This is a genomic window from Clostridium sp. UMB9555A (assembly GCF_030222355.1).
Taxonomy (GTDB): Bacteria; Bacillota; Clostridia; order Clostridiales; family Clostridiaceae; genus Sarcina; species Sarcina perfringens.
On record NZ_JASORQ010000002.1, the window covers coordinates 98,241 to 124,124 of the forward strand.

At 28.2% G+C, this 25,884-nt stretch carries 24 protein-coding genes; 6 read left to right on the forward strand and 18 right to left on the reverse strand.

The genetic code is table 11. The annotated features are described in order from the left end of the window. Window positions 1–252 precede the first annotated feature (252 nt). The 9 genes from pflA to citC form a co-directional block, all read right to left on the reverse strand. Window positions 253–960 (reverse strand): pyruvate formate-lyase-activating protein, encoded by a 708-nt coding sequence (pflA, locus tag QP548_RS05575; protein WP_061427906.1) that lies wholly within the window; start codon window positions 958–960, stop codon window positions 253–255. Between the two features lie 354 nt (window positions 961–1,314). Beyond that, window positions 1,315–3,549 carry a formate C-acetyltransferase gene (pflB, locus tag QP548_RS05580; protein ID WP_061427905.1) on the reverse strand — a complete coding sequence of 745 codons (2,235 nt, stop codon included), beginning with the start codon at window positions 3,547–3,549 and terminating at the stop codon, window positions 1,315–1,317. A 366-nt stretch (window positions 3,550–3,915) separates the two neighbouring features. After that, window positions 3,916–5,256 carry a 2-hydroxycarboxylate transporter family protein gene (locus QP548_RS05585; RefSeq protein WP_061427904.1) on the reverse strand — a complete coding sequence of 447 codons (1,341 nt, stop codon included), beginning with the start codon at window positions 5,254–5,256 and terminating at the stop codon, window positions 3,916–3,918. 20 nt (window positions 5,257–5,276) lie between these two features. Continuing rightward, window positions 5,277–6,422 (reverse strand): NAD(P)-dependent malic enzyme, encoded by a 1,146-nt coding sequence (locus QP548_RS05590; protein WP_061427902.1) that lies wholly within the window; start codon window positions 6,420–6,422, stop codon window positions 5,277–5,279. A 40-nt stretch (window positions 6,423–6,462) separates the two neighbouring features. Further along, window positions 6,463–6,975 (reverse strand): citrate lyase holo-[acyl-carrier protein] synthase, encoded by a 513-nt coding sequence (gene citX / locus QP548_RS05595; RefSeq protein ID WP_061427901.1) that lies wholly within the window; start codon window positions 6,973–6,975, stop codon window positions 6,463–6,465. Between the two features lie 18 nt (window positions 6,976–6,993). Next, window positions 6,994–8,553, reverse strand: coding sequence for a citrate lyase subunit alpha (gene citF / locus QP548_RS05600; RefSeq protein WP_061427899.1), 1,560 nt, complete (start codon window positions 8,551–8,553; stop codon window positions 6,994–6,996). 3 nt (window positions 8,554–8,556) lie between these two features. After that, on the reverse strand, window positions 8,557–9,447 hold the full coding sequence (gene citE / locus QP548_RS05605; RefSeq protein WP_061427897.1) for a citrate (pro-3S)-lyase subunit beta: 891 nt from the start codon (window positions 9,445–9,447) through the stop codon (window positions 8,557–8,559). Further along, on the reverse strand, window positions 9,435–9,740 hold the full coding sequence (citD, locus tag QP548_RS05610) for a citrate lyase acyl carrier protein (protein ID WP_061427896.1): 306 nt from the start codon (window positions 9,738–9,740) through the stop codon (window positions 9,435–9,437). The genes citE and citD overlap by 13 nt, the downstream gene beginning before the upstream one ends. Window positions 9,741–9,762: 22 nt before the next feature. Then, entirely contained in the window at window positions 9,763–10,800 is a 1,038-nt protein-coding gene (gene citC / locus QP548_RS05615) for a [citrate (pro-3S)-lyase] ligase (RefSeq protein WP_061427895.1), read from the reverse strand. Between the two features lie 267 nt (window positions 10,801–11,067). Here citC and citG point away from each other — a divergent pair, with 267 nt between their 5' ends. Together citG and QP548_RS05625 are read left to right on the forward strand one after the other, a co-directional pair. Next, window positions 11,068–11,937, forward strand: a complete 870-nt coding sequence (citG, locus tag QP548_RS05620; RefSeq protein ID WP_242944792.1) for a triphosphoribosyl-dephospho-CoA synthase CitG — start codon at window positions 11,068–11,070, stop codon at window positions 11,935–11,937. A gap of 48 nt (window positions 11,938–11,985) precedes the next feature. After that, window positions 11,986–12,951: a sugar-binding transcriptional regulator gene (locus QP548_RS05625; RefSeq protein WP_061427892.1), complete on the forward strand. Its 966-nt coding sequence runs from the start codon at window positions 11,986–11,988 to the stop codon at window positions 12,949–12,951. Between the two features lie 125 nt (window positions 12,952–13,076). On the opposite strand, the gene QP548_RS05630 is transcribed toward QP548_RS05625, so the two are convergent. The 3 genes from QP548_RS05630 to ppcA all read right to left on the reverse strand — a co-directional run bounded on the left by QP548_RS05630 (window position 13,077) and on the right by ppcA (window position 16,154). Next, window positions 13,077–13,412, reverse strand: a complete 336-nt coding sequence (locus QP548_RS05630) for a hypothetical protein (RefSeq protein ID WP_061427890.1) — start codon at window positions 13,410–13,412, stop codon at window positions 13,077–13,079. Between the two features lie 312 nt (window positions 13,413–13,724). Further along, entirely contained in the window at window positions 13,725–14,234 is a 510-nt protein-coding gene (locus QP548_RS05635; RefSeq protein WP_061427889.1) for a hypothetical protein, read from the reverse strand. A gap of 306 nt (window positions 14,235–14,540) precedes the next feature. Continuing rightward, a complete protein-coding gene (ppcA, locus tag QP548_RS05640) occupies window positions 14,541–16,154 on the reverse strand; it encodes a phosphoenolpyruvate carboxylase (protein ID WP_061427888.1) in 1,614 nt (537 codons plus the stop codon). A gap of 304 nt (window positions 16,155–16,458) precedes the next feature. Here ppcA and QP548_RS05645 point away from each other — a divergent pair, with 304 nt between their 5' ends. After that, window positions 16,459–17,754, forward strand: coding sequence for an acetyl-CoA hydrolase/transferase family protein (locus tag QP548_RS05645; RefSeq protein ID WP_061427886.1), 1,296 nt, complete (start codon window positions 16,459–16,461; stop codon window positions 17,752–17,754). Between the two features lie 49 nt (window positions 17,755–17,803). Here QP548_RS05645 and miaB read toward each other — a convergent pair whose 3' ends face one another. After that, window positions 17,804–19,144 carry a tRNA (N6-isopentenyl adenosine(37)-C2)-methylthiotransferase MiaB gene (miaB, locus tag QP548_RS05650; protein ID WP_061427884.1) on the reverse strand — a complete coding sequence of 447 codons (1,341 nt, stop codon included), beginning with the start codon at window positions 19,142–19,144 and terminating at the stop codon, window positions 17,804–17,806. 252 nt (window positions 19,145–19,396) lie between these two features. Between miaB and QP548_RS05655 the strand changes: the two genes are divergently transcribed. Both QP548_RS05655 and QP548_RS05660 read left to right on the forward strand, forming a co-directional pair. Further along, window positions 19,397–19,789, forward strand: coding sequence for a DUF5684 domain-containing protein (locus QP548_RS05655; protein WP_061427882.1), 393 nt, complete (start codon window positions 19,397–19,399; stop codon window positions 19,787–19,789). Between the two features lie 183 nt (window positions 19,790–19,972). Continuing rightward, a complete protein-coding gene (locus tag QP548_RS05660) occupies window positions 19,973–20,443 on the forward strand; it encodes a helix-turn-helix domain-containing protein (RefSeq protein ID WP_061427880.1) in 471 nt (156 codons plus the stop codon). 648 nt (window positions 20,444–21,091) lie between these two features. Here the strand turns inward: QP548_RS05660 and QP548_RS05665 are convergent. Next, entirely contained in the window at window positions 21,092–21,664 is a 573-nt protein-coding gene (locus QP548_RS05665) for a hypothetical protein (RefSeq protein ID WP_061427876.1), read from the reverse strand. 136 nt (window positions 21,665–21,800) lie between these two features. Here QP548_RS05665 and QP548_RS05670 point away from each other — a divergent pair, with 136 nt between their 5' ends. Continuing rightward, window positions 21,801–21,950, forward strand: a complete 150-nt coding sequence (locus QP548_RS05670) for a hypothetical protein (RefSeq protein WP_170869535.1) — start codon at window positions 21,801–21,803, stop codon at window positions 21,948–21,950. A gap of 100 nt (window positions 21,951–22,050) precedes the next feature. Here QP548_RS05670 and QP548_RS05675 read toward each other — a convergent pair whose 3' ends face one another. The 4 genes from QP548_RS05675 to QP548_RS05690 form a co-directional block, all read right to left on the reverse strand. After that, a complete protein-coding gene (locus QP548_RS05675) occupies window positions 22,051–22,845 on the reverse strand; it encodes a GNAT family N-acetyltransferase (protein ID WP_061427870.1) in 795 nt (264 codons plus the stop codon). A 108-nt stretch (window positions 22,846–22,953) separates the two neighbouring features. Beyond that, window positions 22,954–23,802, reverse strand: coding sequence for a 4-hydroxy-3-methylbut-2-enyl diphosphate reductase (locus tag QP548_RS05680; RefSeq protein ID WP_061427869.1), 849 nt, complete (start codon window positions 23,800–23,802; stop codon window positions 22,954–22,956). A 1-nt stretch (window position 23,803) separates the two neighbouring features. Next, a complete protein-coding gene (gene cmk, locus QP548_RS05685; RefSeq protein ID WP_003460731.1) occupies window positions 23,804–24,457 on the reverse strand; it encodes a (d)CMP kinase in 654 nt (217 codons plus the stop codon). Between the two features lie 121 nt (window positions 24,458–24,578). Next, the gene (locus tag QP548_RS05690) at window positions 24,579–25,799 is read right to left on the reverse strand and encodes an NAD(P)/FAD-dependent oxidoreductase (protein ID WP_061427867.1); all 1,221 of its coding nucleotides are present in this window, start codon (window positions 25,797–25,799) and stop codon (window positions 24,579–24,581) included. Between the last annotated feature and the right edge of the window lie 85 nt (window positions 25,800–25,884).

Consider the following 25,884-nt stretch of genomic DNA (forward strand, 5'->3'; position numbering starts at 1 on the left):
TCCATCATTTCTATATGCTAAAAATTCATAACATTTTTCTAAAATATCATAATGAATAACTATTATAACTTTTAAATATAATTTTTTTCATTTAATTACTAAAACCTAAAAATTTTTCTTTAAAAAGTTAGTAAAATATAGTTTGATTTTTTAAAATGTTAATTATGTCATACTAATTATTCTAACATATTTTTTATGTAAGAAAAAACTAAAGCCTAAAATTAGACTTTAGTTTTTATCTAAATAATTATATTAATTAAATATTTCTTTTTCAAGTTCTTTTAACCACTTTTTATCTAAAGGTGGAACTCCCTCTAATCTATATGGAATATTAAGCCCTTCATATTTATTTACACCTAAAACATGATAAGGTAAAAGTTCAACCTTTTCTATATTATTAAGACCGTCTACAAATTTTTTAATTCTCATTAAATCTTCTTTATTATCTGTATATCCAGGAACTACAACATGTCTTATCCACATTTTTTTATTCATAGACTGAGCTACCTTTAGAAACTCTAAGGATTTATCTATTGGAACTCCTACTAAACTCTTATATTTTTCAGGATCAGTTTCCTTTACATCAAATAATATAAGGTCAACATATTCAAGAATTTCTTCATAATTTCCTAATCCAACACCTGCAGTATCTAATGTGGTATGTATTCCTTCCTTTTTACATAACTTTAAACATTCTAATAAAAATTCTGGTTGAAGAAGAGGCTCTCCACCTGAGAAAGTAACACCACCACCTGATGCATTAAAATATGTTTTAAATCTTTTTATTTTATTTACAAGCTCCTCTGGAGTATATTCAATACCCCCTTCTTTACACCAAGTGTCTGGATTATGACAAAAAGCACATCTTATTCCGCACCCTTGCATAAAAACTACAAATCTTATACCAGGTCCATCTACTAAGCCCATAGTTTCTAATGAATGAATTCTTCCTTTAACCATAATGCTGTCCCTCCTTACAGTAAACATTTCAAAAAAGAGTGTACAAGGTCTTAACTTAATTAACCCTATAAATATAATGAAGAAAATATCTAGATGAACTTTAGAATTTAAGTTATTACGTAGAATATATTTCGTTAAAAAGCTGAGACTGTTATATCTATAATGAATACAATCTCACTTTGTTCGATTGCATAAGTTCAATCCTCCAAATTAAAATTTGGGATTTCACTTAAGTTTTCGAAGCTTTAGAAATATATTCGGAGTAATAACTATAAATTCTTAGTGAAATCTAGTAATTTTCAGAATATATTTATAGGCTTTTTAAGTAACCTTATACACTCTTATTATATAAGATTATAGAGAATCGTGGAATGTTCTGCTTATAACCTCTAATTGTTGATTTCTAGTTAATCTATTGAAATTAACAGCATAACCTGACACTCTGATTGTTAATGTTGGATACTTTTCAGGATGCTCCATAGCGTCCATTAAAGTTTCTCTGTTAAATACATTAACATTTAGATGGTGAGCTCCTTGTTTGAAGTAACCATCCATAATAGCAACTAAGTTATCTATTCTAGAATCTTCTTCTTTTCCTAAAGCATCTGGAACGATTGAGAATGTGTTTGATACACCATCTTCACAAACTTCACAGTATGGAATTTTAGCAACTGAGTTTAAGCTAGCTAAAGCTCCACTGTTATCTCTTCCATGCATTGGGTTAGCTCCTGGAGCAAATGCTTCACCAGCTTTTCTTCCATCTGGAGTTGAACCTGTTTTCTTACCATAAACTACGTTTGAAGTAATAGTTAAGATTGATAATGTGTGCTTAGCACCTCTATATAATGGATGTTTCTTAAGCTCGCTTGAGAACTTTCTAACTATTTCTACAGCTAAATCGTCAACTCTGTCATCATCATTTCCGTATTTAGGGAAGTCACCTTCAATTTCAAAGTCTACAGCTATTCCATTTTCTCTTATAGGCTTAACTTTAGCAAATTTAACTGCGCTTAATGAGTCAGCTACAACTGATAAACCAGCTATACCAAAGGCCATTAATCTTCCTACATGAGTATCATGTAAAGCCATTTGTCCAGCTTCATAAGCATATTTATCATGCATGTAGTGGATAACATTCATTGTATCTACATAAAGCTTAGCAACATACTCTAAAACTTTATCATAGTTAGCTCTTAACTTATCGTAATCTAAAACTTCATCTGTTATTGGCTCTAAACCTTTAATAACAACTTTACCTGATTTTTCGTCAATACCACCGTTTATAGTGTAAAGTAAAGCTTTAGCTAAGTTAGTTCTAGCTCCGAAGAATTGCATTTGCTTACCAATTTGCATTGCTGATACACAACAAGCTATTGAGTAATCATCTCCGTATATAGGTCTCATTAATTCATCATTCTCATATTGAATTGAGTCAGTTTTGATTGAAACTTCAGCACAGAATTTTTTAAATCCTTCTGGTAATCTATCTGACCATAAAACAGTCATATTTGGTTCTGGAGCAGGTCCTAAGTTAATTAAAGTTTGAAGATATCTAAATGAGTTTTTAGTTACTAATGGTTTACCATTTACACCCATACCTCCAATACCTTCTGTTACCCAAGTTGGGTCTCCAGCAAATAAATCATTATACTCAGGAGTTCTTAAGTGTCTAACTAATCTTAATTTTATTATAAATTGATCTATTAATTCTTGAGCTTCTAACTCAGTTAAAGTTCCTGCTTGAAGATCTCTTTCTATGAAAATATCTAAGAAAGTAGAAGTTCTTCCTAGAGACATTGCTGCTCCATTATTTTCTTTAACTGCAGCTAAGTATCCAAAGTATAAGAATTGAACTGCTTCCTTAGCATTTGCAGCTGGTTTAGATATATCAAAGCCATATCTTGCAGCCATTGATTTTATTGCTTCTAAAGCTCTTATTTGCTCTGAAACATTCTCTCTTAATTGAATATATTCTTCTACTGAGCCTTCGCTTTCAAATGATATATTAGCATAATCTTTTTTCTTTTCTTCTATTAGATAATCTATACCGTAAAGGGCAATTCTTCTATAGTCACCTATAATTCTTCCTCTACCATAAGCATCTGGAAGACCAGTTAAAAGACCAGCAGATCTTGCAGCTCTTGTTTCAGCTGAGTATGCATCAAATACACCTTGGTTATGAGTTTTTCTATAAGCGTTGAAATGTTCTCTTATATTGCTATCTAATTCATAGCCGTATTCTTTTAAAGAACTTTCAACCATTCTCATTCCACCGAAAGGATTAACTATTCTTTTAAGTGGTGCATCTGTTTGGAAACCAACGATAACTTCGTTATCTTTATCTAAATATCCAGGCTCATAATTGTCTATTCCAGATACTCTATCTGTAGCAACATCTATAATACCTTTTTCGATTTCTTCTATAATTAACTTTTGAGCTTTTTCTAAAACTGCATCAGTTCTTTCAGTTGTTCCTTCTAAGAAACTCTTATCTCCTTCATATGCAGTATAGTTCTTTTGTATGAAGTTTCTAACATCTATTCCATTTTGCCATACTCCTTCTTTAAAGCCTTCCCATTGTTTAAACATATGGTCTACCCCCTCTTTCTTAATTGAAAATCTTTATCAATCTAAATTTAACACATTTTCATCAAATTGTAAAGTTTTTGAGAATCAATTTCAACACCTTACAAGTAAATTTTTGTTAATTTGTTAATATTTAAATTGAATTATAAAATAATCACTTAAATTATAAGCGATTTTTAAAAAAATATAAATAATAAATATTTAAAATTTTCACATACTTAATAATTTATAAATAAAACAATCATAATTATTTCCAAATAAACATTTACTTTCAATTTAAATCATAATTTTCAAATAAAATAAGAGAGACTCTATTTCTTAACTTAAATAAAATCTCTCTTAATTAATATTTAAATATATTGGTTTAAATTATTTTAGCCATAAACTAAATAGGAATCCTGCTAAAACTAATATAATTGCTCCACCAAGTCTAGTTGCTATTTGAGCATATGCCATTAAATTCATTCTCTTAGCAGCTCCTAATATTTCTAAGTCTCCAGAACCTCCCCTATTAACATGGCATAATCCTGCCGCTATGGAAGCTTCTATAGGATAGAAACCAAATATTTTTGAAGTTATCCAAGGACCTAATATAGCTCCTATAACTGCACCTAATGATATTATAACAGTTGTTAAATTGAATGCCTTTAATAAAGCTCCAAAATCAACCATTGCTATACCAACACCAGCTATTAAAACATAAAATAAATTACCAACCATAAATTTTTGAACTTGTTTTGCACCAACTCTAATTCTTTCTGGAACTAAGTTAAATCCACTAGCTATTAATACAAATACAACCATATAAGCAAATGGATGAATGAAAACTCCACCTATTGTTGGAAAGAATCCTTTTCCAAATAAATTTCCTAGACAATAGAAAGCAAGTGTTATAAATAAACCTGCTGCGCCATCTTCAAAGGTTGCTTTGAAATTAGATTTTGTAGATTCTGCATTTTTTGCTCCCTTAATCAGTTCTCCATTCCCTGTAAGTTGAGGTTTTTTATTACCTATACCATTTAAAATAGCACCTGCTAATATTGCTATTATGTTTGCAATTGTTAATATTGCCATTGCTGATGAATACCACATCTTTGGATCTTTTCCTGTTACTTGTCCCCAAATTTGGCTCATAGGAATAGCACCAGCTCCATTTCCACCACCCATAATAGGAAGTGCATAATTTAATATAACCTCTTTAGGAGAAACCCCTGTAATTAATCCTCCTATTACAGCACCTAAGGCAGCAGTTAAGGTTGCAATAAGCACCATAGGTATAAATCCACCAACAGTTTTTGCTAAGAATTTTCTATCTATTGCTAATAAAGAACCACAAATCATTATTGAAATATATAACTCTAAGAACCCACTATCAAAAAGCCCTTTGATATCCTTTACATAGATTGTAGGAATTAATCCTATATAAACTGCATATGAAGTTACTAAGAATGCTAAAATAGCACCTCCACCTAAATAATCTTTCCAGATAGGTATTGAATCACCTATTTTCCCTAAAATAATACCACAAGTAAATATTAAAAATATACTTCCAACCATATCCTTTGGTAATGAATTTGTTGATATACCTAATATTATGATTACTGCTCCAACCAAAAACAATAGCATTGGAACTCCAAAAAGATTTATATTAAAAAACTTTTTAAGCAAGCTCTCTTCTTTACCATCTACCTTTTTATTTTGTAATTCCATATAAACTCCCCCTAAATTAACTAATTCTCAATATTTTTTACCACAGTTTCAGAAACAGACTTAACTATATCACCATCAAATACTCCAGGTATTATTTTTTCAACATTTGGATTTTCAACTAAGGAAGCTAATTTTTTACTAACTGCTATCATTACATCATAAGTTACATCAGTTGCCTTAGCTTCTAATAACCCTTTAAATAGTCCTGGAAAAACCAATATATTATTAATCTGATTTGGATAAGAAGGTCCACCTGTTGCAATAACCCTTGCACCAGCTTCCCTTGCAATTTCAGGTTTTATCTCTGGTGTTGGATTAGCTAAAGCAAATATTATAGGATCATTATTCATACTTTCTACCATTTCCTTAGTTACAAGATTTCCTTCTGATAAACCTATAAACACATCTCGTCCTTTAATTACCTCTTCTAAAGTTCCCTTTTTAAACTCTTTATTTGTTATTTTAGCCATTTCCTTTTGAGGAGCATTAAGAGTTTCATCCCCATTAACTAAAGCACCATTTTTGTCAACTAATATAATATCTTCTATTCCAGCCTTTAATAATAATTTTGCTGTTGCAATCCCTGAAGCTCCTGCCCCTAAAATTAATACCTTTAATTTTGAAAAATCCTTATTAACCACCTTAGCTCCGTTATAAAGAGCACCTAAAACAGCAATTGCAGTACCATGTTGATCATCATGATAAACTGGAATGTTTAAAGCCTTTTTAAGCTCATCTTCTATATAAAAACATTCTGGTGCCTTTATATCTTCAAGATGAATTCCACTAAAACTTGGAGATATATTTTTTATGGTTTTAATCAGTTCATTACATCCTATTTGATCAACACATAAAGGTATAGCGTTTACACCAGCTAGGTCTTTATAAACTAACGCCTTAGCCTCTACTATAGGATATCCTGCAAGGGTTCCTATATTTCCAAGACCTAAAACTGCAGTACCATCTGTTATAACAGCTATTGAATTCCCAACAGAAGTTAGTGTTTTTACCATATTAGGATGATGCTCAACCTCTTTACAAATAGTTGATACTCCTGGAGTATATATTTGAGATAATTGTTCTCTATTATTTATATCGAAATTAGGGTTTATACTTATTAATCCATGAGCTAATTCTCTTTGTTTTAACAATTCATCCTTAGTCATATTATTACCTCTCTTCAAACTATCAAATATTTTATACTAATTAATTTTTACTATTTTTATATTGAAGTATTTTTTCTTTTATGCTTGAAATAAGTTCGTAAACTGAATGCTTTCTACTTCTTCCACAGGATACTGCATCTTCTCCACATAAAAAACATTTTCTTTTTGGCTCTCCTAAATCTTCTCTGCTTATTTTAGATAAGTCTTTATAGAATATATCTATATCAAATAGCCTTCCTAAAGGATGTTTTTCCTCTAAAGTTAAAGCTATTTTTTTTATTTCTTTTATATCCTTATCTGAAACAAAATAAGCTTCATATCCAGAAAGAGGAGCTCTTTCTTTTAAAACATTTATATTTAATGAAGCCTCCAATGCCTTAGTGGCTTCATTAAATGTATAATAATAAAGTTCATCTAATTTATCTGGACCAGGAATATTTAATGTTAAGCATATAATAGTTCCATGAAATTTTTCATTTAGTTTTTTTATTTCAAAGGCTCTTTCTTCTCTGCCTTTTAATATTTCTATCAAAAATTTATTCTTTCCGTTCATTTTTTATCCTCTTGATTTTTAATCCTCTTTAACCTTGTGTATAACATCTATTATTGAACCATCACGATATTCAACAATTCCAACAACTCTATCTTCATATTTTATAGGTTCTGGAGTACCTGTAATTTTTAAAGCTTTTTCATGGAGATCTTCTATTGATAATAGAGGAATATTTTTATTTGATTCTAATCTTTCTTTTAACTCTTTATTCTTAGAGAGTTTATCATTTATAGCAACACCACGTTCTGTTACAATGACATCTATTGATTCCCCAGGGGTTATTACAGTATTAACCTTTTCAACTATTGTTGGTATTCTTCCACGAACTAAAGGAGAAACTATCATTGATAATTTAGCACCAGCAGCTGTATCTGAGTGTCCACCTGATGCCCCTCTTATATAACCATCAGAACCGGTTATAACATTTACGTTGAAGTTTTTATCCACTTCTAAAGCACTTAATATTACTATGTCTAATTTATTAGCAATGCATCCTTTATTATGTGGATTTGCATAAAGAGAAGCATCTATTTCTACATGTTTATTATTCTTACCAATGGATTCAACAGCTTTTAAATCAAATCCTTGAACATCAAATAATGTTCCTATAAATCCTTCTTCATGTAAATCAACAAATTGTTTGCTTATTCCACCAAGGCCAAAGCTTGCCTTTATATTTTTTTCTTCCATCTTCTCTTTTAGGAAACGAGCAACTGCTAATGAGGCTCCACCTGTACCTGCTTGAATTGAAAAACCATCTTTTAAATATCCAGAAGCTTCAATTACCGCAGAAGCATATTTTGCTATTAATAACTCTTTAGGATCCTTTGTAAATCTTGTAGCCCCTGAAGCAATCCCATTTGGATCACCTATTTCTTCAACTTCCACAATGTAATCTACATCCTGTTGAGATATACTTGCTGGTACATTAGGATATGGCATTATAGTATCTGTAATAAGAACTACCTTATCCGCATATTTAGAATCAATAATAGCATATCCTAAAGAACCACATTGAGATTTTCCATGTATTCCGTTAGCATTTCCATATTCATCTGAACAAGGAACACCTAAAAAGGCTACATCTATCTTTGTATCACCAGCCTCAATTGCACGAGCACGTCCACCATGAGAACGAATAATTACTGGTTTTTTCATTATTCCCTTTGAAATTTCTTCTCCTAGTTTTCCACGAATACCACTTGTTTCTATTCCTGTTACAGTACCATCCTTTATATAATCTATTAAAAATTCATGAGCACTTGTTAAAGAACTTACGCAAAGATTTAAATTCTTAATTCCAAGATTAGCAATTTCCTTCATAACCATACGAATAATATAATCTCCAGCACGGAAGTGATGATGAAAAGATATGGTCATACCATCTTTAAGGCCTGTTTTTTCTATAGATTCAGCTATAGATGATAACTTTTTATTTTTCCCACAAAAAGTTGCTGTTATTTTTCTTCCTTGAATATTCCCCTTAGGTTCTAATGCGAATTCTCCTTTAAATTCTACAGTTTTTCTCTCTTTTAATATGTCATCTGGTATATTTATATTGATACTATTGATTCCCATAAATTACACTTCCTTTTCATATGATATTCCTGAAGCCTTAGCTAACATAAGAACTCTTTCTGCCCTTGCTATTACTGGCTTATCAATCATTTTTCCATTAAGAGATACCACTCCTGAACCATGTTTTTCTGCTTCCTTGGCAGCTTCTATAATTTTTATTGCCTTATCAATTTCTTTTTCAGTAGGTTCAAAAACTTTATGTAATAAGTCTATTTGTCTTGGATTTATTAAGGATTTTCCATCAAAACCTAGTTGTTTTATTAATGTTGCTTCCTTAATAAAGCCCTCTTCATTATTTACATCAGAATAAACTGTATCAAAAGCTGATATTTTAGCTGCTCTTGAAGCTAGAATTATATGACTACGTGCTGCAAAAAGTTCATTACCTTCAGGAGATCTATGAGTTTTCATATCAGTTACAAAGTCTTCAGCACCTAAGGCAATTCCCATTAAACGTTTTGAAGAGGTTGCTATTTCATAAGCGTTTAAAACACCTAAGGCTGATTCTATAGCAGCCATCATTTTAGTTTTTCCAATAGGAAGACCTATTTCTTCTTCTATAGATGCAATAACCTTCTCCATATCTAAAACATCTTGAGCAGTTTCAGTTTTAGGTAAACGTATAACATCTGGCTGTGCTCTTACAATTGCTTTTAAATCTTCAATACCGAACTCTGAATCTAAAGCATTAACACGGACTACTGTTTCTGTATCTCCAAAATCCATAGAAGTTAAAGCATGATAAACTAATCTTCTTGCAGAATCTTTTTCGGCTATAGAAACTGAATCTTCTAAGTCAAACATTACGGAATCAGCACCATATATAGTACAATCTTTTATCATAGCAGGCTTACTTCCAGGTACAAACATCATTGATCTTCTTAATCTTGGCATTTATAACTCCCCCAATCAAATTCATTTATTTCTGAAGCTCTACATACTGCCGCTTCTATACGTGCTTCAATAACACAATTTAAGGCTCCCTTATCATTTATCTCCATAACCACACTGTTAACTCCTAAGTTTTTTAAGGTTTCCTTTGCAACTCTTATAATTTCATTTCCAAATTGCTTTTTTACAGTACTTGTTAAATTAATTTCAATAGTGTTATCCCTTGAAGGCTCTACTGAAACTATACAATCACTTGATTCTAATGTTCCAGCTAAAGCTGGTTTTTTAATTTCCATATGAAACCCTCCAAAATATTTATTATTTTTTACTTATGTTTAATAAATAATCAAATGTTGTTTTAGGAACTAAACTCTCTACTTTTTCTAGACTTCCTTCTTTTAATAAGCTTCTTACATTAGAAGCTGAAATTGCTTGTTCATCTTCTTTTAATCTTTTAACTTCTATGACTTGTATATTATATTTAGGAAGTATCTCTTTCATATATTGATTGTATTCATTTGTTAAATTCGAAAAAGGTTCTTCTCCTACATATCTGTATTTAATATTTAATGCTTTTGATATATACTCACAAAATAAAGTTAAATCTAAATAAGCATGAGCTTTTGTAATGTTTTTTTGTTCTTTTATAAAATATGAAGGAAATGTGGCGCTTGAAATAATATATTTCCCTGCCTCATGTATCAAAACATTCTTTAAATGTTTAGTTCCAAGCTTAACCATGTTAATTCTATCTTCAGTTGAAAACTCTGACTTATCCTCTGTTAATATAAATAAATGAACAATATCATTTTCCTTTGAAGCTTTTTCAATTAAATACTTGTGTCCTTTTGTAAATGGATTACAATTCATAACTATTGAAGCTATCTTTTCTCCTTGTAGATAAGATTCTTTTTGTAAATTACGTATATAATTTCTAATTCCTGTTGATTTATTTTCTAATAAAGAAACCAAATTAGGAATATTTATTAATTGGTGATAACCTAGACTTTCAAAAAGCTTTGAATTCTTTGGTTTTGTGTATATAAAAAGATGTGTTTCTCCATTTTCAAAAGCTTTTTCTGTTAATATTCTTAATATCTTTTCACTAATGCCTTTTTTTCTATAATCATTTCTAATAGCAAAACATTTTAATATATATCCATCTAAGGATCCAGTAGCTATAAGATCTTTATTATTAAATACACACACTGTAAAGTTAATACTTTTTACAAATCGCAAATTTTCTTTCTTTAAAAATTCTTCAACTTGAAATTTATATTTCTTATTTATTTGTTGATTAAAGGAAAAGAAAGTTAACTCCTCTTCAAAAGTATTTTCATAATTCCATTCTGACATTTCATTTCTCCTTTTAACATTTGTTTATTTTTTAAACATTTGTTACTTACAATTTTATTTTACCACACTCTTTTTAAAGTACAATAGATTTTCTATATTTACGAAAATTATAACGTTTTCACAATTTTTATTATATGATTTTACTTGATTATATAAAGGTTTTTGCAAAATTTATTATTTTCATAAAAATTTAGAATTTTTATTATTAATATTGATTTGTGTATTTTTATCATTTGTGATATATTTTTCATATGTTAAAGAAAAGGAGTGGTTATTTTGAGTATTAACCAAGAGGTTTTCTTAGAAAAACTAAACAGTTTAATAATAAAATCCTTATTATATGAGGTAAGCTGTTACCCATCCCCAGGATTAGTATCTCCAATTTCAAATGGAGCACATAAGGATATGGATTACTACACTTTTTTAGATAGCATTTCAGTAATTGGTCCTAAGTTTAAAGAAATAGCAGAAATAAGTATGTCAGATATACAAGTAAGTGATTTATTAAATAAAATACGTCCAATTGGATTAAAAATAGAAGAAGCTATGTTTCATGTTACAAATAATATAAATACACATAAAGGTTTGATTTTCTTAATGGGTGTTGTTTGTGCAGCAACATCAAAAGCATTTCATGAAGGTAAACCTTTTAAAGAAATAAGAAATTTAATAAAAGAAATGACAAGTGGTTTAGTTTCTAAGGAATTAAACTCAAAAACTAACAAGAAAAATGAAACTTATGGTGAAAAGATATTTAGATTATATGGTATAACAGGGATAAGAGGAGAAGTTGAAAAAGGACTTCCAGCTGTGTTTGATTATAGCCTTCCTTTTTATATGGAGCATAAAAATTTAAAAACAAATGAAAGGCTATATTTAACCTTATTATGCATAATGGCTAATTGTGAGGATTCTACACTTTTACATAGAAATGATATTTACGTTTTTGAAGAGGTTAAAAAAAGGTCTCAAGAAATACTTAATATGATATGTTATGAAAAACCTGAAATCATAGAAGAAAAAATCTTTGAAATTGATAAGGAGTTTTCAGAAAGAGGCATAAGCCCTGGAGGTAGTGCAGATTTATTGGCAATAACTGTGTTTTTAGATGGAATAAAAAAATATTTTCCTTTATAATTAAATTAGCATTAACTTATAAATAATCTAAAACAGAGGTATGACAATATGAAATTTGAAGTAAATTTTGAAGATCAATATAATGAATTTTTAGCTAATATATCAAATATGTACTATAACGAAAATAAAACTCAGTCAGAAATAGCCAAAGAGTTTAATACCACCCGTTTTAAAGTAGCTAAATACTTACAAGAAGCTCGTGATAAAAATATAGTAAATATAGAAATAAATCATCCAGAAATAAGACTGTCCACTCTTGAAAAAAAGTTTAAAGAACAATTTGGTTTAAAAGAAGCCATAATATTGAAAGTTAACAATAATGATGCATCTGAATATGCTCAAACTCTAGGTAAAACAGCAGCTGATTATATTCAAACAATACTTAACGAAGATAGCATTGTAGGTCTTACCTGGGGAAAAACACTATACCATGCAATAAAGAATATAAAAGCTTCAAAAAAACTACCAATAACAGTTGTTCAGCCCTTTGGTACATCTGGAAAGGGAAATATAAGTGTAGATACTCCAAGTTTAATACATTTATTATCAGATAAGTATGATTCAAATTATAGACTTTTATATGCTCCACTTTACATAATGGATGACATGGTAAGAAAAAATTTATCAATGGAATTAGTTATAAATCAATCTTTATTAAAGGCTAAAGAAATGGATATTCTCTTAACTGGATTAGGAACTCCTGAAGCAATATACTCTACACTTTTATGGAAAGAATCATTCTTACAAGATGAATTTATAAAACATCAAGCTGTTGGAGCTATATATGGTCGTCTTTATGATAAAGAAGGGAATTTCTTAGATACAAGCTTAAACAATAAGGTTTTTGGAATTGATTCTGATACAATAAAAACCATAGAAAATAAGGTTTGTATAGTCACTGGTAAATTTAAATCTGTTGCTATTTTAGGAGCTTTAAGAGGAAAATTAATAAATACTTTAATTACTGATGAATTAACTGCAACAAAAGTACTACATCTAAGTAGTATTGAATAATAAAGCACATTTAATACTATGATAGTAACTTTTATAGTATTAAAATTTTAAAGAGGAAATAGTTTGGTGTGAAAAACCAAACTATTTCCTCTTTAAAATTACTCCTTTTTACTAAATCTAATTTTTTATGAATCTGATACAAGTATATTTTCCTTTTCACTATCAACTCTAAATCTGCATATTCCATGTCTCATTAAAGTAATTTCTTCAAGGCTAAAGCCATCACTATACAATGAGGAATAATATTTCAATACTAAAAAATCTTTCTCTGGATTCTCTATGAAGTTTTTAAATTTAAAAAGCATATCATCTTCTAAATAAAAATCCTCTTCTTCTCCATCCATAAAAAATATATTAACATTTGTCACAGATTTAATATCATTATCTAAGTTATTTTCTTTTAAATAGGAATCAATAGAAGTATAGCCTTTTCTTTCTTTATTTTTACTAAATAACCCCATTACCTCTTACCCCCGTATAATGTTTACATAGAAATATTATAACACTTAATATTAATCTTTTAAAATGTATAAAAAAGAGTATCCACCATTGAATACTCTTTAAATTACTATATAATTCTTCTTTTATAAAATCTACTAGAGACTTTACTTTCCTACTTCTTCATTTTCTAATCTGTAATCAACAAAATTTTGTTTAATATTTTTTACAAATCCTAATTCTTCAGTTAAAAACTTTATGTTTAACAATTATGATATAATTTTTCTTAAAATTAATAATCCTCAAATTTTTATTCTAAGGTAAGTAAAGTAGTATTAAAAATTTTTTCTAGTCAAAAGTTCTCTATATCCTAATTCATTTAAAAGTTTTGCAAAATTAGATAAATCTTTTTTAAATGCTATTACAATTGGTTTCTTTTTGCCTTTTAAGTATATCTTTACAATATGCTCTTTGTAATCTAAATTAAAATAATCTATATCAGACTTTTTTATTAATTTAAAATTTCTATAAATATAATCGTTATTTATAGAGATAGATAAATTAAAAGCATATATTAAAAAGTATAAAGCTGCTATATTAAAAAAATTAATTTTGTTTGTATAAAAAAATAATATTAATTGTAAAGTTGCAACTACTGTTAACTGTATAATTACAGATAAAAATTTAAATAATGTAAGCTTTTGTATATCCTTTTTTGTGCTTGGATTAATATAATAGGATTCATTAGAAAATAATCTTTTATAAATAAACCAATTCTTTATAAAAATACATGAAAAAGATATAAAAAGTATAAAGTTAAATAACTTAATAGCCTTTGTTGTCATTTAATCTCTCCCTCATTATATTAAAGTCTTACTTCAATATTAACAAGTTATGTATATTGTGTAAAGTTTATAACAATATACATGTTTTTAACATTAAATTTATTCTTTTTAAATTAATAAAAAAAAACACTTCCTATTAATTAGCAAAAAACTAACTAACAAGAAGTGCTTTAATACACTTAATAAATTTCCTCATTTATTGGGTTTTCATCAATATTATTTATTGGCCTCAAATCAAGTTTATAGGTCTTTTTTTTCTAAGTAAATACGAAGTATTTTTTATTATCCAAAATACTCTATTACCTTTTAGCCTATACTTCCTCTTACTTTACCCATTCTAACTATCCACTCATTTAGGATTTTAAGTTCTTCTGTGCTGTTACGCATTACATTTTCCTCAAGTCCCATTAAGTGCATAATTATAGGTTTTGTAGTTTTAAGTAAAGTATGATAGAATTCATTTTCGTTTAAGAAATCATAATCTAATCCAAGGTTAAGAATTTCATTTACATATTTCATGTCTTCCTTATATTCTTGTCTAGCCTCTTCATCTATTATCTTTTTAGAAACTCCTCCATTTGCAAATCTAGCAGCAAATGCTAAGTCTTTTCTTAAAATTGGGTATATTTCTAAAAGTTTATCTATACCTTCTTGACCATACTTAGTTTTTATTTCATTTAATGCTCTACCCATTCCCATAAGTTCAGGTGGCATTCCTAATGTGTACATAGCTCCAGTAAATGATATAGCTCTTGGAACTGCATATTCTTTTGAGTTATCTATGCTAAGAATTTCTTGTTTTAATACTTCATCCTTAACTAAATCTGCTACGTTGTCTAAGTTTGCTACTTCTCTATTATATTCTAATCCAGTTTTAGCTTTTGTTAATCTATCTCTATTCTTAGGAATAAAGTCAGATACAAATGAAACTGTATCTATTACCTTTAAGAATGTTTGAAGATAATGTTTTGAACAGATTCCTATAAATTCTTTCATTAAATCTTTATCTTCTTCACTAAAGTTTCTAGGTTTTGATTCCTCAATTTTTGCTTTTAATTCATTAACTGCATGTTTAGTTGCTTCTTCACCATGATCATATCTTAAAGCAGATTGGAATGTGAAAGTTTTAATTCCACTATATGTAGCAAGGATTTCATCTATGTTTTCTTCTGAGAAATGTCCTCTAAATGGAAGTGATCCACAACCTAATATTGGGCTTATAGTTACGCCATGTTTTTCTCCCCATTTATAAGCTCCATCAACTGCCATAAGAACTGATAAAACTCCTGAAATTAATCCGTAAGACATAGCTGTATCAGATCTTGCTATCATTATTCTAAGATCTTTTAAAACATGTCCTTTACTCTTTTCTATTTCATAATGTTCATCTAATATTCTATCTATATTTGCTAGTGCAGGTACATCCTCAACTAGAGGTATTATTCTAACACTATTTAAATCTAATTTAGTTTTGTAGTTTTTATTCCCCATATCAACTACTGAGTTAACTCTATCTTGAAACTCTGAAATTTCTTTTCCAGTTTCAATCATAGGAACAACAACCTCTGAGATTGCTGGAGTTCCAGTTAATTCTTTTGATTGAACATTTGTTTCAATTATAGACATTATACTCATAAGTTGTCTAAATACTGATTCTTTATTTGCATTAGGTATTCTAGGAGTTACTCTAACGTCTTTTCCTGGAATTATACCATTTGAAATTAATCCTAATGCTATTTGTGATGTTTGATGGTAAGGTGTTAACTTTCCTTCAAAATCTATCATAACTTCTTCTATGCCTAAACCACCTTTATCTTGTGATGTTAATCCATTTATAGCTTCTGCTGGTTCTTGTTGTATTGAAATATAAGTTTCTACATTATCCGGATGTTGAGTCATCATGGAACAAGGTATCTTCATAATAAGTCCCCCTTTTTAAAATTACAAAATGAAATTTACAAGTTAATTATATTGCAACAATTTATTAAAATCAAGTGTTTTTAAAATAAAAATGCAATTTTTTTAAAAAACCACTTGCATTTTAAAGTTGCAAGAAAAGTTTCATAGATAAATTTAATAAAAAAGCATTCTTACACCAACGAATTTTATTTAACAATTAATCTTTTATAATTCGTATAATTAAATTATTTAAAACTTTCAAATTATATTATCCCCAAATAAGTCATATTAATTTATTAGAAGCTATCTTTTTTTAGGAGGCAATATGAACTGGGAGGAACTTTATAATTCAAAAAAAGTTACTGCTAGAGAAGCTATAAGCAAAATACACTCTAATTCAAGAATAGTCACAGGTCACGCCGTTGCTGAGCCTAAAATTTTATTAGATGAACTTGTTCTTAATTGCAAAAATTTTCAAAACTTAGAGATACTTCACTTAGTTTCTTTAGGTAAGGGAGATTATGCAAAAAAAGAGATGCAAGGTCATATAAAACACAATGCTCTATTTGTTAATGCAAATACCAGAAAGTCTGTTCAATCTGGCTTAGCTGACTATACTCCAACATTCTTTTTTGAAATACCTAGATTATTTAAGAAGGATTACTTGCAAATTGATGTTTGTATGCTTCAACTTTCTCCACCTGACAAGCATGGATATTGTAGTTATGGAACTTCCTGCGATTATACAAAGGCTGCTTCTGAATGCGCTAAGCTTGTTATTGCAGAAATAAATCCTAATATGCCAAGGGTTTTAGGGGATAATTTCATCCATATATCTAATATTGATTATATTGTTGAAGTTGATTATCCACTTCCAGAATTAAAATCAAAACCTATAAATGATGTAGAAAAGGCAATTGGCGAAAATTGTGCTAAGTTAATAGAGGATGAATCTACCTTGCAACTTGGAATTGGTTCAATACCTGATGCTGTTTTAATGTTCTTACATGATAAAAAAGATTTAGGAATTCATTCAGAAATGGTATCAGATGGTATTGTAGATTTATTTAATGAAGGAATTATAAATAACAAGCAAAAAAGTCTTCACCAAAATAAAATAGTTCTTACTTTTATGATGGGTACTAAAAAGCTTTATGATTTTGTAAATGATAATCCAGTTATAGAAATGCATCCAGTTGATTATGTTAACCATCCTGTTGTAGTTTCTAAGAATAATAAAATGGTTTCTATTAATTCTTGCCTACAGGTAGATTTATTTGGCCAAGTTAATTCTGAATCCATAGATGGAAAACAATTTAGTGGTGTAGGAGGACAAGTTGACTATGTTAGAGGTGCAAGTATGGCCAAAGATGGAAAATCAATAATAGCAATGCCCTCCACTGCATCTAAAGGTACCATATCTAGGATAGTACCTAAGTTAGATTCTGGAGCATCAGTAACAACCTCTAGAAATGATATTCATTATATTGTTACTGAGTATGGAATTGCAGATCTAAGGGGAAAAACTTTAAAAGAGCGTGCCAAAGCGCTTATAAGCATAGCTCATCCTAAGTTTAGAAATGAATTAGAGGATTATTACAAGAACTATTTTAATTTATAAAAAATAAGTGTGATGTATCAAAAGTATTTTTATACATCACACTTTTTAATTATTCTACTATTTCACCGATTAATGAGAATGGTTGTGCTCTAACTATTTTTAAATTAACTAATTCACCTACTAGTTTTTCATCACCAGCAAAGTTAACTAATTTACCATTTCTAGTTCTTCCAGTTAATTTAGTTTCATCATTCTTACTTGGTCCTTCAACAAGAACTTCAACTACCTTACCTTCATATTCTTTATTTTTTATTACAACCTTTTTGTTTATAGCTTCAACTAATCTATTGAATCTATCATGCTTTATGTCATCTGGAATTTGATTTTCCATTTTGTCAGCAGGAGTATGATTTCTTCTTGAATAGATAAATGTAAATGCTGAATCATATCCAACTTCTTCACAAAGACTTAATGTATCTAAGAAGTCCTCTTCAGTTTCTCCTGGGAACCCAATGATTATATCAGTTGTTAAAGTAACATCTGGTATTTCTGATTTTATTTTCTTAACTAAATCTAAGTAGTACTCTCTATCATAGTGTCTATTCATCTCTTTTAATATTCTTGATGATCCACTTTGAACTGGTAAGTGAACTTGCTCACAAAGCTTATCACATTCTTTTATAGCCATGATAACATCATCACTTAAATCCTTAGGATGAGAAGTCATAAATCTAACTCTCTCTAATCCCTTAACTTCATTAACCTTTCTTAAAAGACCAGCAAAGTCTATATCTTCCTCTAAGCCTTTTCCGTATGAATTTACGTTTTGACCTAATAAAGTTATTTCTTTATACCCTTGAGATACTAATTCTTCTATTTCTTTTATGATATCCTCAGATTTTCTACTTCTTTCTCTTCCTCTAACGTAAGGAACTATACAGTATGTACAGAAATTATTACATCCATACATGATAGTAACGAATGCTTTAACATCACTCTTTCTATCTATAGGTAATCCTTCAACGATTCCTTCTTCTTTGTTTAATATTTCCTTAACTTGAACTCCTTCTTGAAGTACTCTATGTAAGTATTCAGGGAATTTATGGGCATTATGTGTTCCAAATATTATGTCAACATAAGGGAAAGTTTTTAAGACTTTGTCTGCCATACCTACTTGTTGCATCATACATCCACAAATTGCTATTACTAAGTTAGGATTTTTCTTTTTTAATTGTTTAAGTTGTCCAAGATTACCGAAAACCTTATTTTCAGCATTTTCTCTTACACAACATGTATTAAAGATTATAATAGAAGCCTCTTCTTTATTTTCAGTTCTTTCATATCCTTGAGATTTTAACATCCCTGATAATTTTTCTGAATCTTCTTCATTCATTTGGCATCCGTATGTAGAAATACAGAAAAGTTTTTTATCCATGTTTTCTAATGTCATGTCATTTCCTCCAATTTAAATTGTTATCTGTTGTATTATAGCATAAAATTTATTCATATTTAAAGATAGAAGTTTTAATATTATGCTTCTTAAGTTTTAATTTTTAAATCACTTCCGAAATTTAGGAAGTGGAAATTCCACTTTTATAAGTTATCTTTTTAAACATACTATTAATACGATATAATTGTTAAGCATTCTTCAAATTTTCATGAATTCTGTGATATAATTTTAAAATAAAGGAGGGAAACTATTATGTATTTTCAAGAATTATACGATTCAAGCAATATGAGCATTCTAATTGCATTTATATTCTACTTAATAAGAATCTACCCAAGTTATGTTATGGCTAAAAAAGCTAACTTAAAACATTCATGGATGATGTTCTTTCCTGTACTTGGAGAATTTCAGATGTTACATTTAGCAGGATTATCGTATTTATATTTTATACTTTATTTAATACCAGTTGCTAGATTTATACTTTTTGTAATTGTATTTTATAGAATACTTAGAAATTTTGGATTTGGACTATTTATGACTATATTAGGAATCATATTTTCTTTTATAGCATTCTTAACATTCTGGTATATTGTCCTAACTGATAGAGAATTTATAGGAGATATTCCACGTGAGTATCAAGAATTTTAAAAAGGCTCTGTTTTAAGTTTATATTTATTTTCATAAATTACTTAAAACAAAGTAAGCAAAAAAACTAGAGTAGAAATTTATCTTCTCTAGTTTTTTTATATTCCCTATTTTTATATCTGTATACTTGAAATATGAAAATATATGAAATATAATGAAAATATAGGAATAGAGAGGTGTATGAATATGAATAACTTTGAAAAACTTTATACTATCGAAGACATAGCAAAGATGACTAGACTTACTTCACGTACCATTAGAAACTATCTTAAAGATGGAATATTAGAGGGTAAGAAAATTGGTGGGCAATGGAGATTTACTATGAAGGATATTGAAAACTTTTTTGATAACAGTAAATCTAAAGAAGAGGTAAGAGCTACCCAAAATAATGAAGTACTTGATTTTTTAGAATGGAAAAATGTAGATTCACAAAAAGAAGTACAAATCTGTACTATAATAGACCTTCATTGTAAAAATATATTAGAAGGAAAAGAATTATCTAAAAAATTAAGTACAATAATAAATGAAGATGAAGAGGCTGTTAAAAATGGTGCTAAATTTTCTTATGAATATATAAAAGAATCTTCTAAAGCACGTTTTACTCTATTTGGAGATCCTGAATTCATAATAAAAACATTAAAAACTCTTGAAAAATAAACATTCTCCTTAAGTATATTATATAGTAATATACTTAAGGAGTTATTAAACTTCTATATATTCATCTCTTATGTACTTTTGATTTAAGTAATATAATTCCATAATATTTTTATATAGATGATATGATGCCTGTATAGGATATAATAATAAAATAAGATAATAACCGTAAATTGATTTTATTGTTATTTTAAATGAATATGCAACTATAAAAATAAGAAATAATGCTAATGATAAAAAAACAAATGCCTTAATTAAATGTTTTAATATATCCTTATCATTAAGTTTTAAATTCCCTCTATAGACTACTGATAGATATGAGGAGTTTACTAAAATAAAGTATAAAAATTCATCTAAATATTTATGAAATATTAAACCTAAAAATAAAGCTAAAAAATTCAAAAATAAAGCTATTAGAAAATATCTTTTAAAATACTTACTATAAAATTTATTTTTTAAAAATATGTTTATTGGTATACATATAATAGAGAATATAACTACATATAAAATCATAATAAATTCCTCTTATAAAACTTTCTAAAATAATAATTCATACATAATCCTCCATCTTTTATTTAAATAATTTTATCATTTTATATACAAATTGTAAAATTATGTTCAAATAAAAAATAACCTTTGGAATACCAAAGGTTATTTTATTATATCAAATATATATTTTTTGAAATCTTCAAAAGACATCTTTTCTATTGAAGCTCCCTTATTAACTTTTCCAGTAGCAAAATCATATGATGCTGATCCATAGTTAAAAGCTGGGCTACCAACTATAAAGTTACTTCCTGGAGTTCTGTATGTAACCTTACATCTTAAGATATCTTCACAAAAGTTTAAAACTTCTAAATAATCTTCTAAATGTTTTTCAGAAATCATCTTAACTATAAAAGAAAATAATTGATATCCTCCTAATAATTGTTGCATTCTTCCACCATGCATATTAAAGATTTTATCTGTACTGTAGAAATACTTCATATCCTTATAAGTTAATGTTTTAAATTCACTATTTATCTCTAAACCTTTTAAATCAATTCCTTTTAAATCCTCTTCAATACTTTCCCACTTAATTGATTTTGGTGTAGCGTTATTATGCACTGTTTGAGTAAATTTCTCTATTGCATTATCCATATATTTATTAACTGTAACTACTTCATCATTTATGTAGACAGTAAATTCTCCATTTTCATATACTAAGCTAATTTTATTTTCCATAAAAAAGCACTCCATTCTTTAATTAATAATAATTATTATATAATAATAAGCTAAATTTGTCCATATTAAAATATTTGCTAACTCCTAAATAAGATTTTCTAAAGTTGTTAATACTAGTAAAGAGGAGGTGAATACCATGTATGATTTAAAAGAACTAGAACAAAATCAATCAAATCAAGAAGGAACTAACATAGAAATAGGTGACCGTGCTTATTATAGTAACCATTTAACAGATAGTGTATTCAAAACTAAGATATCCTATGTACCAACGGATTCTCTTTTATAAACTAAATAATAAAACTTACAAATCCTATTAAGAAAAAGTTCTAAATTTTCTCACAATAGATTTGTAAGTTTTATTAAAGATTTATTTTTATACATATAAGTTATCCTAACAATTCATATATACTTATTTCAGAAGCTTCTTCAAAACCAGTCTTTTTATATAAATTTATAGCATTTATATTGTCAGACTTAACTTTTATATATACTTCCTTTAATCCTTTTATTTTAGCCTGATTTAATATGTGTATAAGTAAAGCTTCACCATATCCTTTACCTCTAAACTCTTCTATTATTCCAAAGTTAGCAATAGTGTATTTATCCTTTAAAAGTAATATTTGACCATAACCAATTATTGTATCATCCTTTAACTCAAAAAATGCTAAATCCCCTAAAAAAGCTTTTCTATTACATTCATAAACAATATCTTTTGTTTTTAGTGGAATTCTATTTTCTTCATAAAAGATCTCATTTTGTACCTTACAACGAATACTTTCATCTCTCCCTTTTACAAAAGGTGTGAAAGTGAAGTTTTCATCATTCTTTTTATTAAACTTAGAAATATCTATCTTTAACATTATATTTGAAGCCCTCTTTTCAAACCCATACATTTTCAAATCAATTCCCTCATCTTCTTTTGCAGTTTCATATATATATTTACTTATATTAAACTCTGAAAAAATACTACTTTCTTCAGGAATACTTCTCATACTACCTATCTTAGTAATTTTTTTTATATATGCATCAAAGTTTGCTACATAATCTATTTCCCAAAGCATATAAACATTATTTTTATAAGTTACTTTGACAAAATAATTAGTACATAGCCTTTTTAGTGATAAATTTAAAATTTTTGCATATTTAAAATAATCCCACAAATTAAATCTAACTATATTCATACTACTACTCCTAAAACTTCGTCATATATTATAGTATAAAACAATTCCCAGTTTAATACCAGTAGTACAAAATAATTATGAATTAAATTGCAGGATTACATTTAAAAATTATAATTCTTTAATCTTAGAAATCACTTCATTTATTATCCAATCTGGAGTTGAAGCCCCAGCAGTAATTCCTATAGTTTTAACACTTTCATCTTTTAATAAGCTTTCATCTAGTTCTTTAACATTTTCTATATGATAGCTCTTAGGACATTCCTTTTTGCATATTTCATATAGTTTTGTTGTATTAGAACTATTTTTTCCACCTATAACAAAAACTAAATCAGCCTCTTTTGAAAGTTGTTGTACACTTTTTTGTCTAACATCAGTAGCTGAACAAATAGTGTTGAAAGCAACTATTTCTTTACTTTCTCTTACTATTTCATTTAAAACCTTGTTCCAAGTTTCCTTTTTCTCAGTAGTTTGTGAAACTACACAAACCTTTGCTGGAATATTTTCAAGTTCTGTTTTTCCATTTGTTATTATAGCAGAATCATTGCACCACCCATTAATTCCAATAACTTCTGGGTGTTTTTCATCCCCAACAATTATTATCTTATATCCTTGTTCATAACATTTTTTAACCTTTAGTTGAATATTAGTTACATATGGACAAGTTGCATTTTTAACAATTAAACCTTTATCTGTTAAGTCTTTTATTACACTTTCTTTAACTCCGTGGGATCTTATAAGTACAACATCCCCCTTCTTTAAAGAATCAGCATCTGAAAGCTCAATTGCAAATATATCATTATCCTCTAAATAATTAACAACATCATTGTTGTGAATAAGTGGTCCTAAAGTATATATTTTTTTTCCAAATTCTTTTTGATATTTTATAGCTTCATCAACTGCTCTTTTTACTCCAAAGCAAAAGCCAGCATTCTTAGCTAAAATTACGTTTCTTTCCATACTATTTCTCCATGTAGCTAGATATCTTTTCAACTACTCCCATTATGCCTATGCCAGTAGTATCAATTTCAATAGCATCCTCAGCTTTTCTTAGAGGATCTACTTCTCTATTAGAATCTAGGTAATCTCTTTTTATTATATCTTGTAATATTTCATCATAATTAACTTCTACGCCTTTTCCCATAAGCTCTTTGTATCTTCTATCTGCTCTTTCCTCTGGGCTAGCAGTTAAGAAAAATTTGAAATTAGCATCTTTTAATACAACTGTTCCAATGTCTCTTCCATCCATTATTACGCTATATTTTAAGGCCATTTTTCTCATAAGATTAACTAATCTTTCTCTTACTTCTCTTATTGAAGCATAAGCTGAAACATTTTTACTTATGTTAGGCATAGTTATTAATGAGTTTATATTTTCTCCATTTAATATAAGCTCATCATTTTCAAAATGCATATCCATTCCATCTATCATAACTAATAATTTATCAACTTCTTCAGCTGAAATATTATTTTCTAAGGCTTTTAAAGTAACAGCTCTATACATAGATCCTGTGTTTATATACATTAAATTAAATTTTTCTCCTATTATCTTAGCAATAGTACTTTTTCCAGCTCCTGCTGGTCCATCAATAGCAACTGTAATTAGTTTATTCATAATTATTAAGTCCTTTCTCATAAAAACATTGTAAAATTTATACTCTCTTTAAGTTTACTATAAAGTTTCTATTAAACTAACTAAAATTTTTATTAACTTTATAGCAACTATAATTTTAAAATTAAATTGATTTTCCTGCTAAATATCCTGTTGATAAGGCTATTTGAACATTATATCCTCCTGTAAAGGCATCTACATCTATAACTTCCCCTGCAAAGTAAAGATTATCTACAATCTTTGATTTCATTGTTGAAGGGTCTATTTCTTTAGTTGAAACCCCTCCAGCAGTAACAATAGCTTCTGATATATCTCTTAAGCCTTTTACTGTAAAAGTTAAATTCTTTAATAGATTTAATAATGTTCTTCTCTCTTCCTTTGTTATAGAGTTAACCTTTTTATTTTCATCTATTTTAGATAACTCTATAATAACAGGTATAAGTTTTTTTGGAAGAAGTTCATCTAAAGAATTTTTAAAATCCTTATTTAAATTCTTTTTAAAATCCTTTTGAATCCTTAAATCTAACTGTTTTTCCTCTAAGGCAGGCTTTAAATCTAGAGAAATTTCAAATCTATCACCATCTTTTATGAATCTACTACCACTTAAAACAAGGGGGCCTGATATTCCAAAGTGAGTAAATAGCATCTCTCCCTGCCCACTATAAACTACCTTAGAATTCTTTTTATTCTTTATTTTAAGTTCTATATTTCTAAGAGATAGGCCCTGTAATTCACGAACCCATGACTCTTCTATTTCTATAGGTACTAAGGATGGTTTTGGTTCTACTATAGAGTGACCCATCTTTTTAGCTAAATCAAATCCTATTCCAGTTGATCCAGTAAGAGGATATGACTTACCCCCAGTTGTTATTATAAAATAGTCACCTTTAACCTTTGAACCATTTTCTAAAATAACAGCTTCTATTTTATTGTTATTAAAAATAACATCTTTAACTTTACTATGTAATCTTAAGTCTACTCCAGCTTCATTTAATCCCCTTGATAATCCACTTATTATATCTGAAGATTTATCTGAATTTGGAAAAACTCTTGATCCTCTTTCTACCTTTAATTTAACTCCAGCATTTTCAAAAAAGTTCATTACATCAATATTAGTATAAGTGTATAATGCACTATACAAGAAATGTGGATTTCCTGGTATAAAATCAAAAAATTCACTTATATCCTTTGCATTTGTTACATTACATCTACCTTTACCAGTAATAAATAGCTTTTTTCCTATTCTTTCATTACCTTCTAAAAGAATAACTTCATGATTTTCTGCTGCAGATATTGCTGCCATCATTCCTGCTGGACCGGCGCCTATAACTATTACTTTAGCCAATTTATCAGCTGCTACTCAAAATATGGTCAAACATATCCATATTGAGAATTTTCCTTCTTCATAGAACCTCGCCTTGCCTAAGCTA

Bases quoted from the DNA above. Each gene is read 5' to 3' on its own strand.
- QP548_RS05590 (WP_061427902.1), bottom strand. From the start codon at position 6,422: ATGACTAAGGATGAATTGTTAAAACAAAGAGAATTAGCTCATGGATTA.
- QP548_RS05585 (WP_061427904.1), bottom strand. From the start codon at position 5,256: ATGGAATTACAAAATAAAAAGGTAGATGGTAAAGAAGAGAGCTTGCTT.
- QP548_RS05675 (WP_061427870.1), bottom strand. From the start codon at position 22,845: ATGAATATAGTTAGATTTAATTTGTGGGATTATTTTAAATATGCAAAA.
- QP548_RS05630 (WP_061427890.1), bottom strand. From the start codon at position 13,412: ATGGGGTTATTTAGTAAAAATAAAGAAAGAAAAGGCTATACTTCTATT.
- pflB (WP_061427905.1), bottom strand. From the start codon at position 3,549: ATGTTTAAACAATGGGAAGGCTTTAAAGAAGGAGTATGGCAAAATGGA.
- miaB (WP_061427884.1), bottom strand. From the start codon at position 19,144: ATGACATTAGAAAACATGGATAAAAAACTTTTCTGTATTTCTACATAC.
- cmk (WP_003460731.1), bottom strand. From the start codon at position 24,457: ATGAATAAACTAATTACAGTTGCTATTGATGGACCAGCAGGAGCTGGA.
- QP548_RS05645 (WP_061427886.1), top strand. From the start codon at position 16,459: ATGAACTGGGAGGAACTTTATAATTCAAAAAAAGTTACTGCTAGAGAA.
- QP548_RS05660 (WP_061427880.1), top strand. From the start codon at position 19,973: ATGAATAACTTTGAAAAACTTTATACTATCGAAGACATAGCAAAGATG.
- QP548_RS05680 (WP_061427869.1), bottom strand. From the start codon at position 23,802: ATGGAAAGAAACGTAATTTTAGCTAAGAATGCTGGCTTTTGCTTTGGA.
- ppcA (WP_061427888.1), bottom strand. From the start codon at position 16,154: ATGAAGATACCTTGTTCCATGATGACTCAACATCCGGATAATGTAGAA.
- citD (WP_061427896.1), bottom strand. From the start codon at position 9,740: ATGGAAATTAAAAAACCAGCTTTAGCTGGAACATTAGAATCAAGTGAT.
- QP548_RS05625 (WP_061427892.1), top strand. From the start codon at position 11,986: ATGAAATTTGAAGTAAATTTTGAAGATCAATATAATGAATTTTTAGCT.
- QP548_RS05635 (WP_061427889.1), bottom strand. From the start codon at position 14,234: ATGACAACAAAGGCTATTAAGTTATTTAACTTTATACTTTTTATATCT.
- citE (WP_061427897.1), bottom strand. From the start codon at position 9,447: ATGCCAAGATTAAGAAGATCAATGATGTTTGTACCTGGAAGTAAGCCT.
- pflA (WP_061427906.1), bottom strand. From the start codon at position 960: ATGGTTAAAGGAAGAATTCATTCATTAGAAACTATGGGCTTAGTAGAT.
- QP548_RS05670 (WP_170869535.1), top strand. From the start codon at position 21,801: ATGTATGATTTAAAAGAACTAGAACAAAATCAATCAAATCAAGAAGGA.
- QP548_RS05655 (WP_061427882.1), top strand. From the start codon at position 19,397: ATGTATTTTCAAGAATTATACGATTCAAGCAATATGAGCATTCTAATT.
- citX (WP_061427901.1), bottom strand. From the start codon at position 6,975: ATGAACGGAAAGAATAAATTTTTGATAGAAATATTAAAAGGCAGAGAA.
- citF (WP_061427899.1), bottom strand. From the start codon at position 8,553: ATGGGAATCAATAGTATCAATATAAATATACCAGATGACATATTAAAA.
- citC (WP_061427895.1), bottom strand. From the start codon at position 10,800: ATGTCAGAATGGAATTATGAAAATACTTTTGAAGAGGAGTTAACTTTC.
- QP548_RS05665 (WP_061427876.1), bottom strand. From the start codon at position 21,664: ATGGAAAATAAAATTAGCTTAGTATATGAAAATGGAGAATTTACTGTC.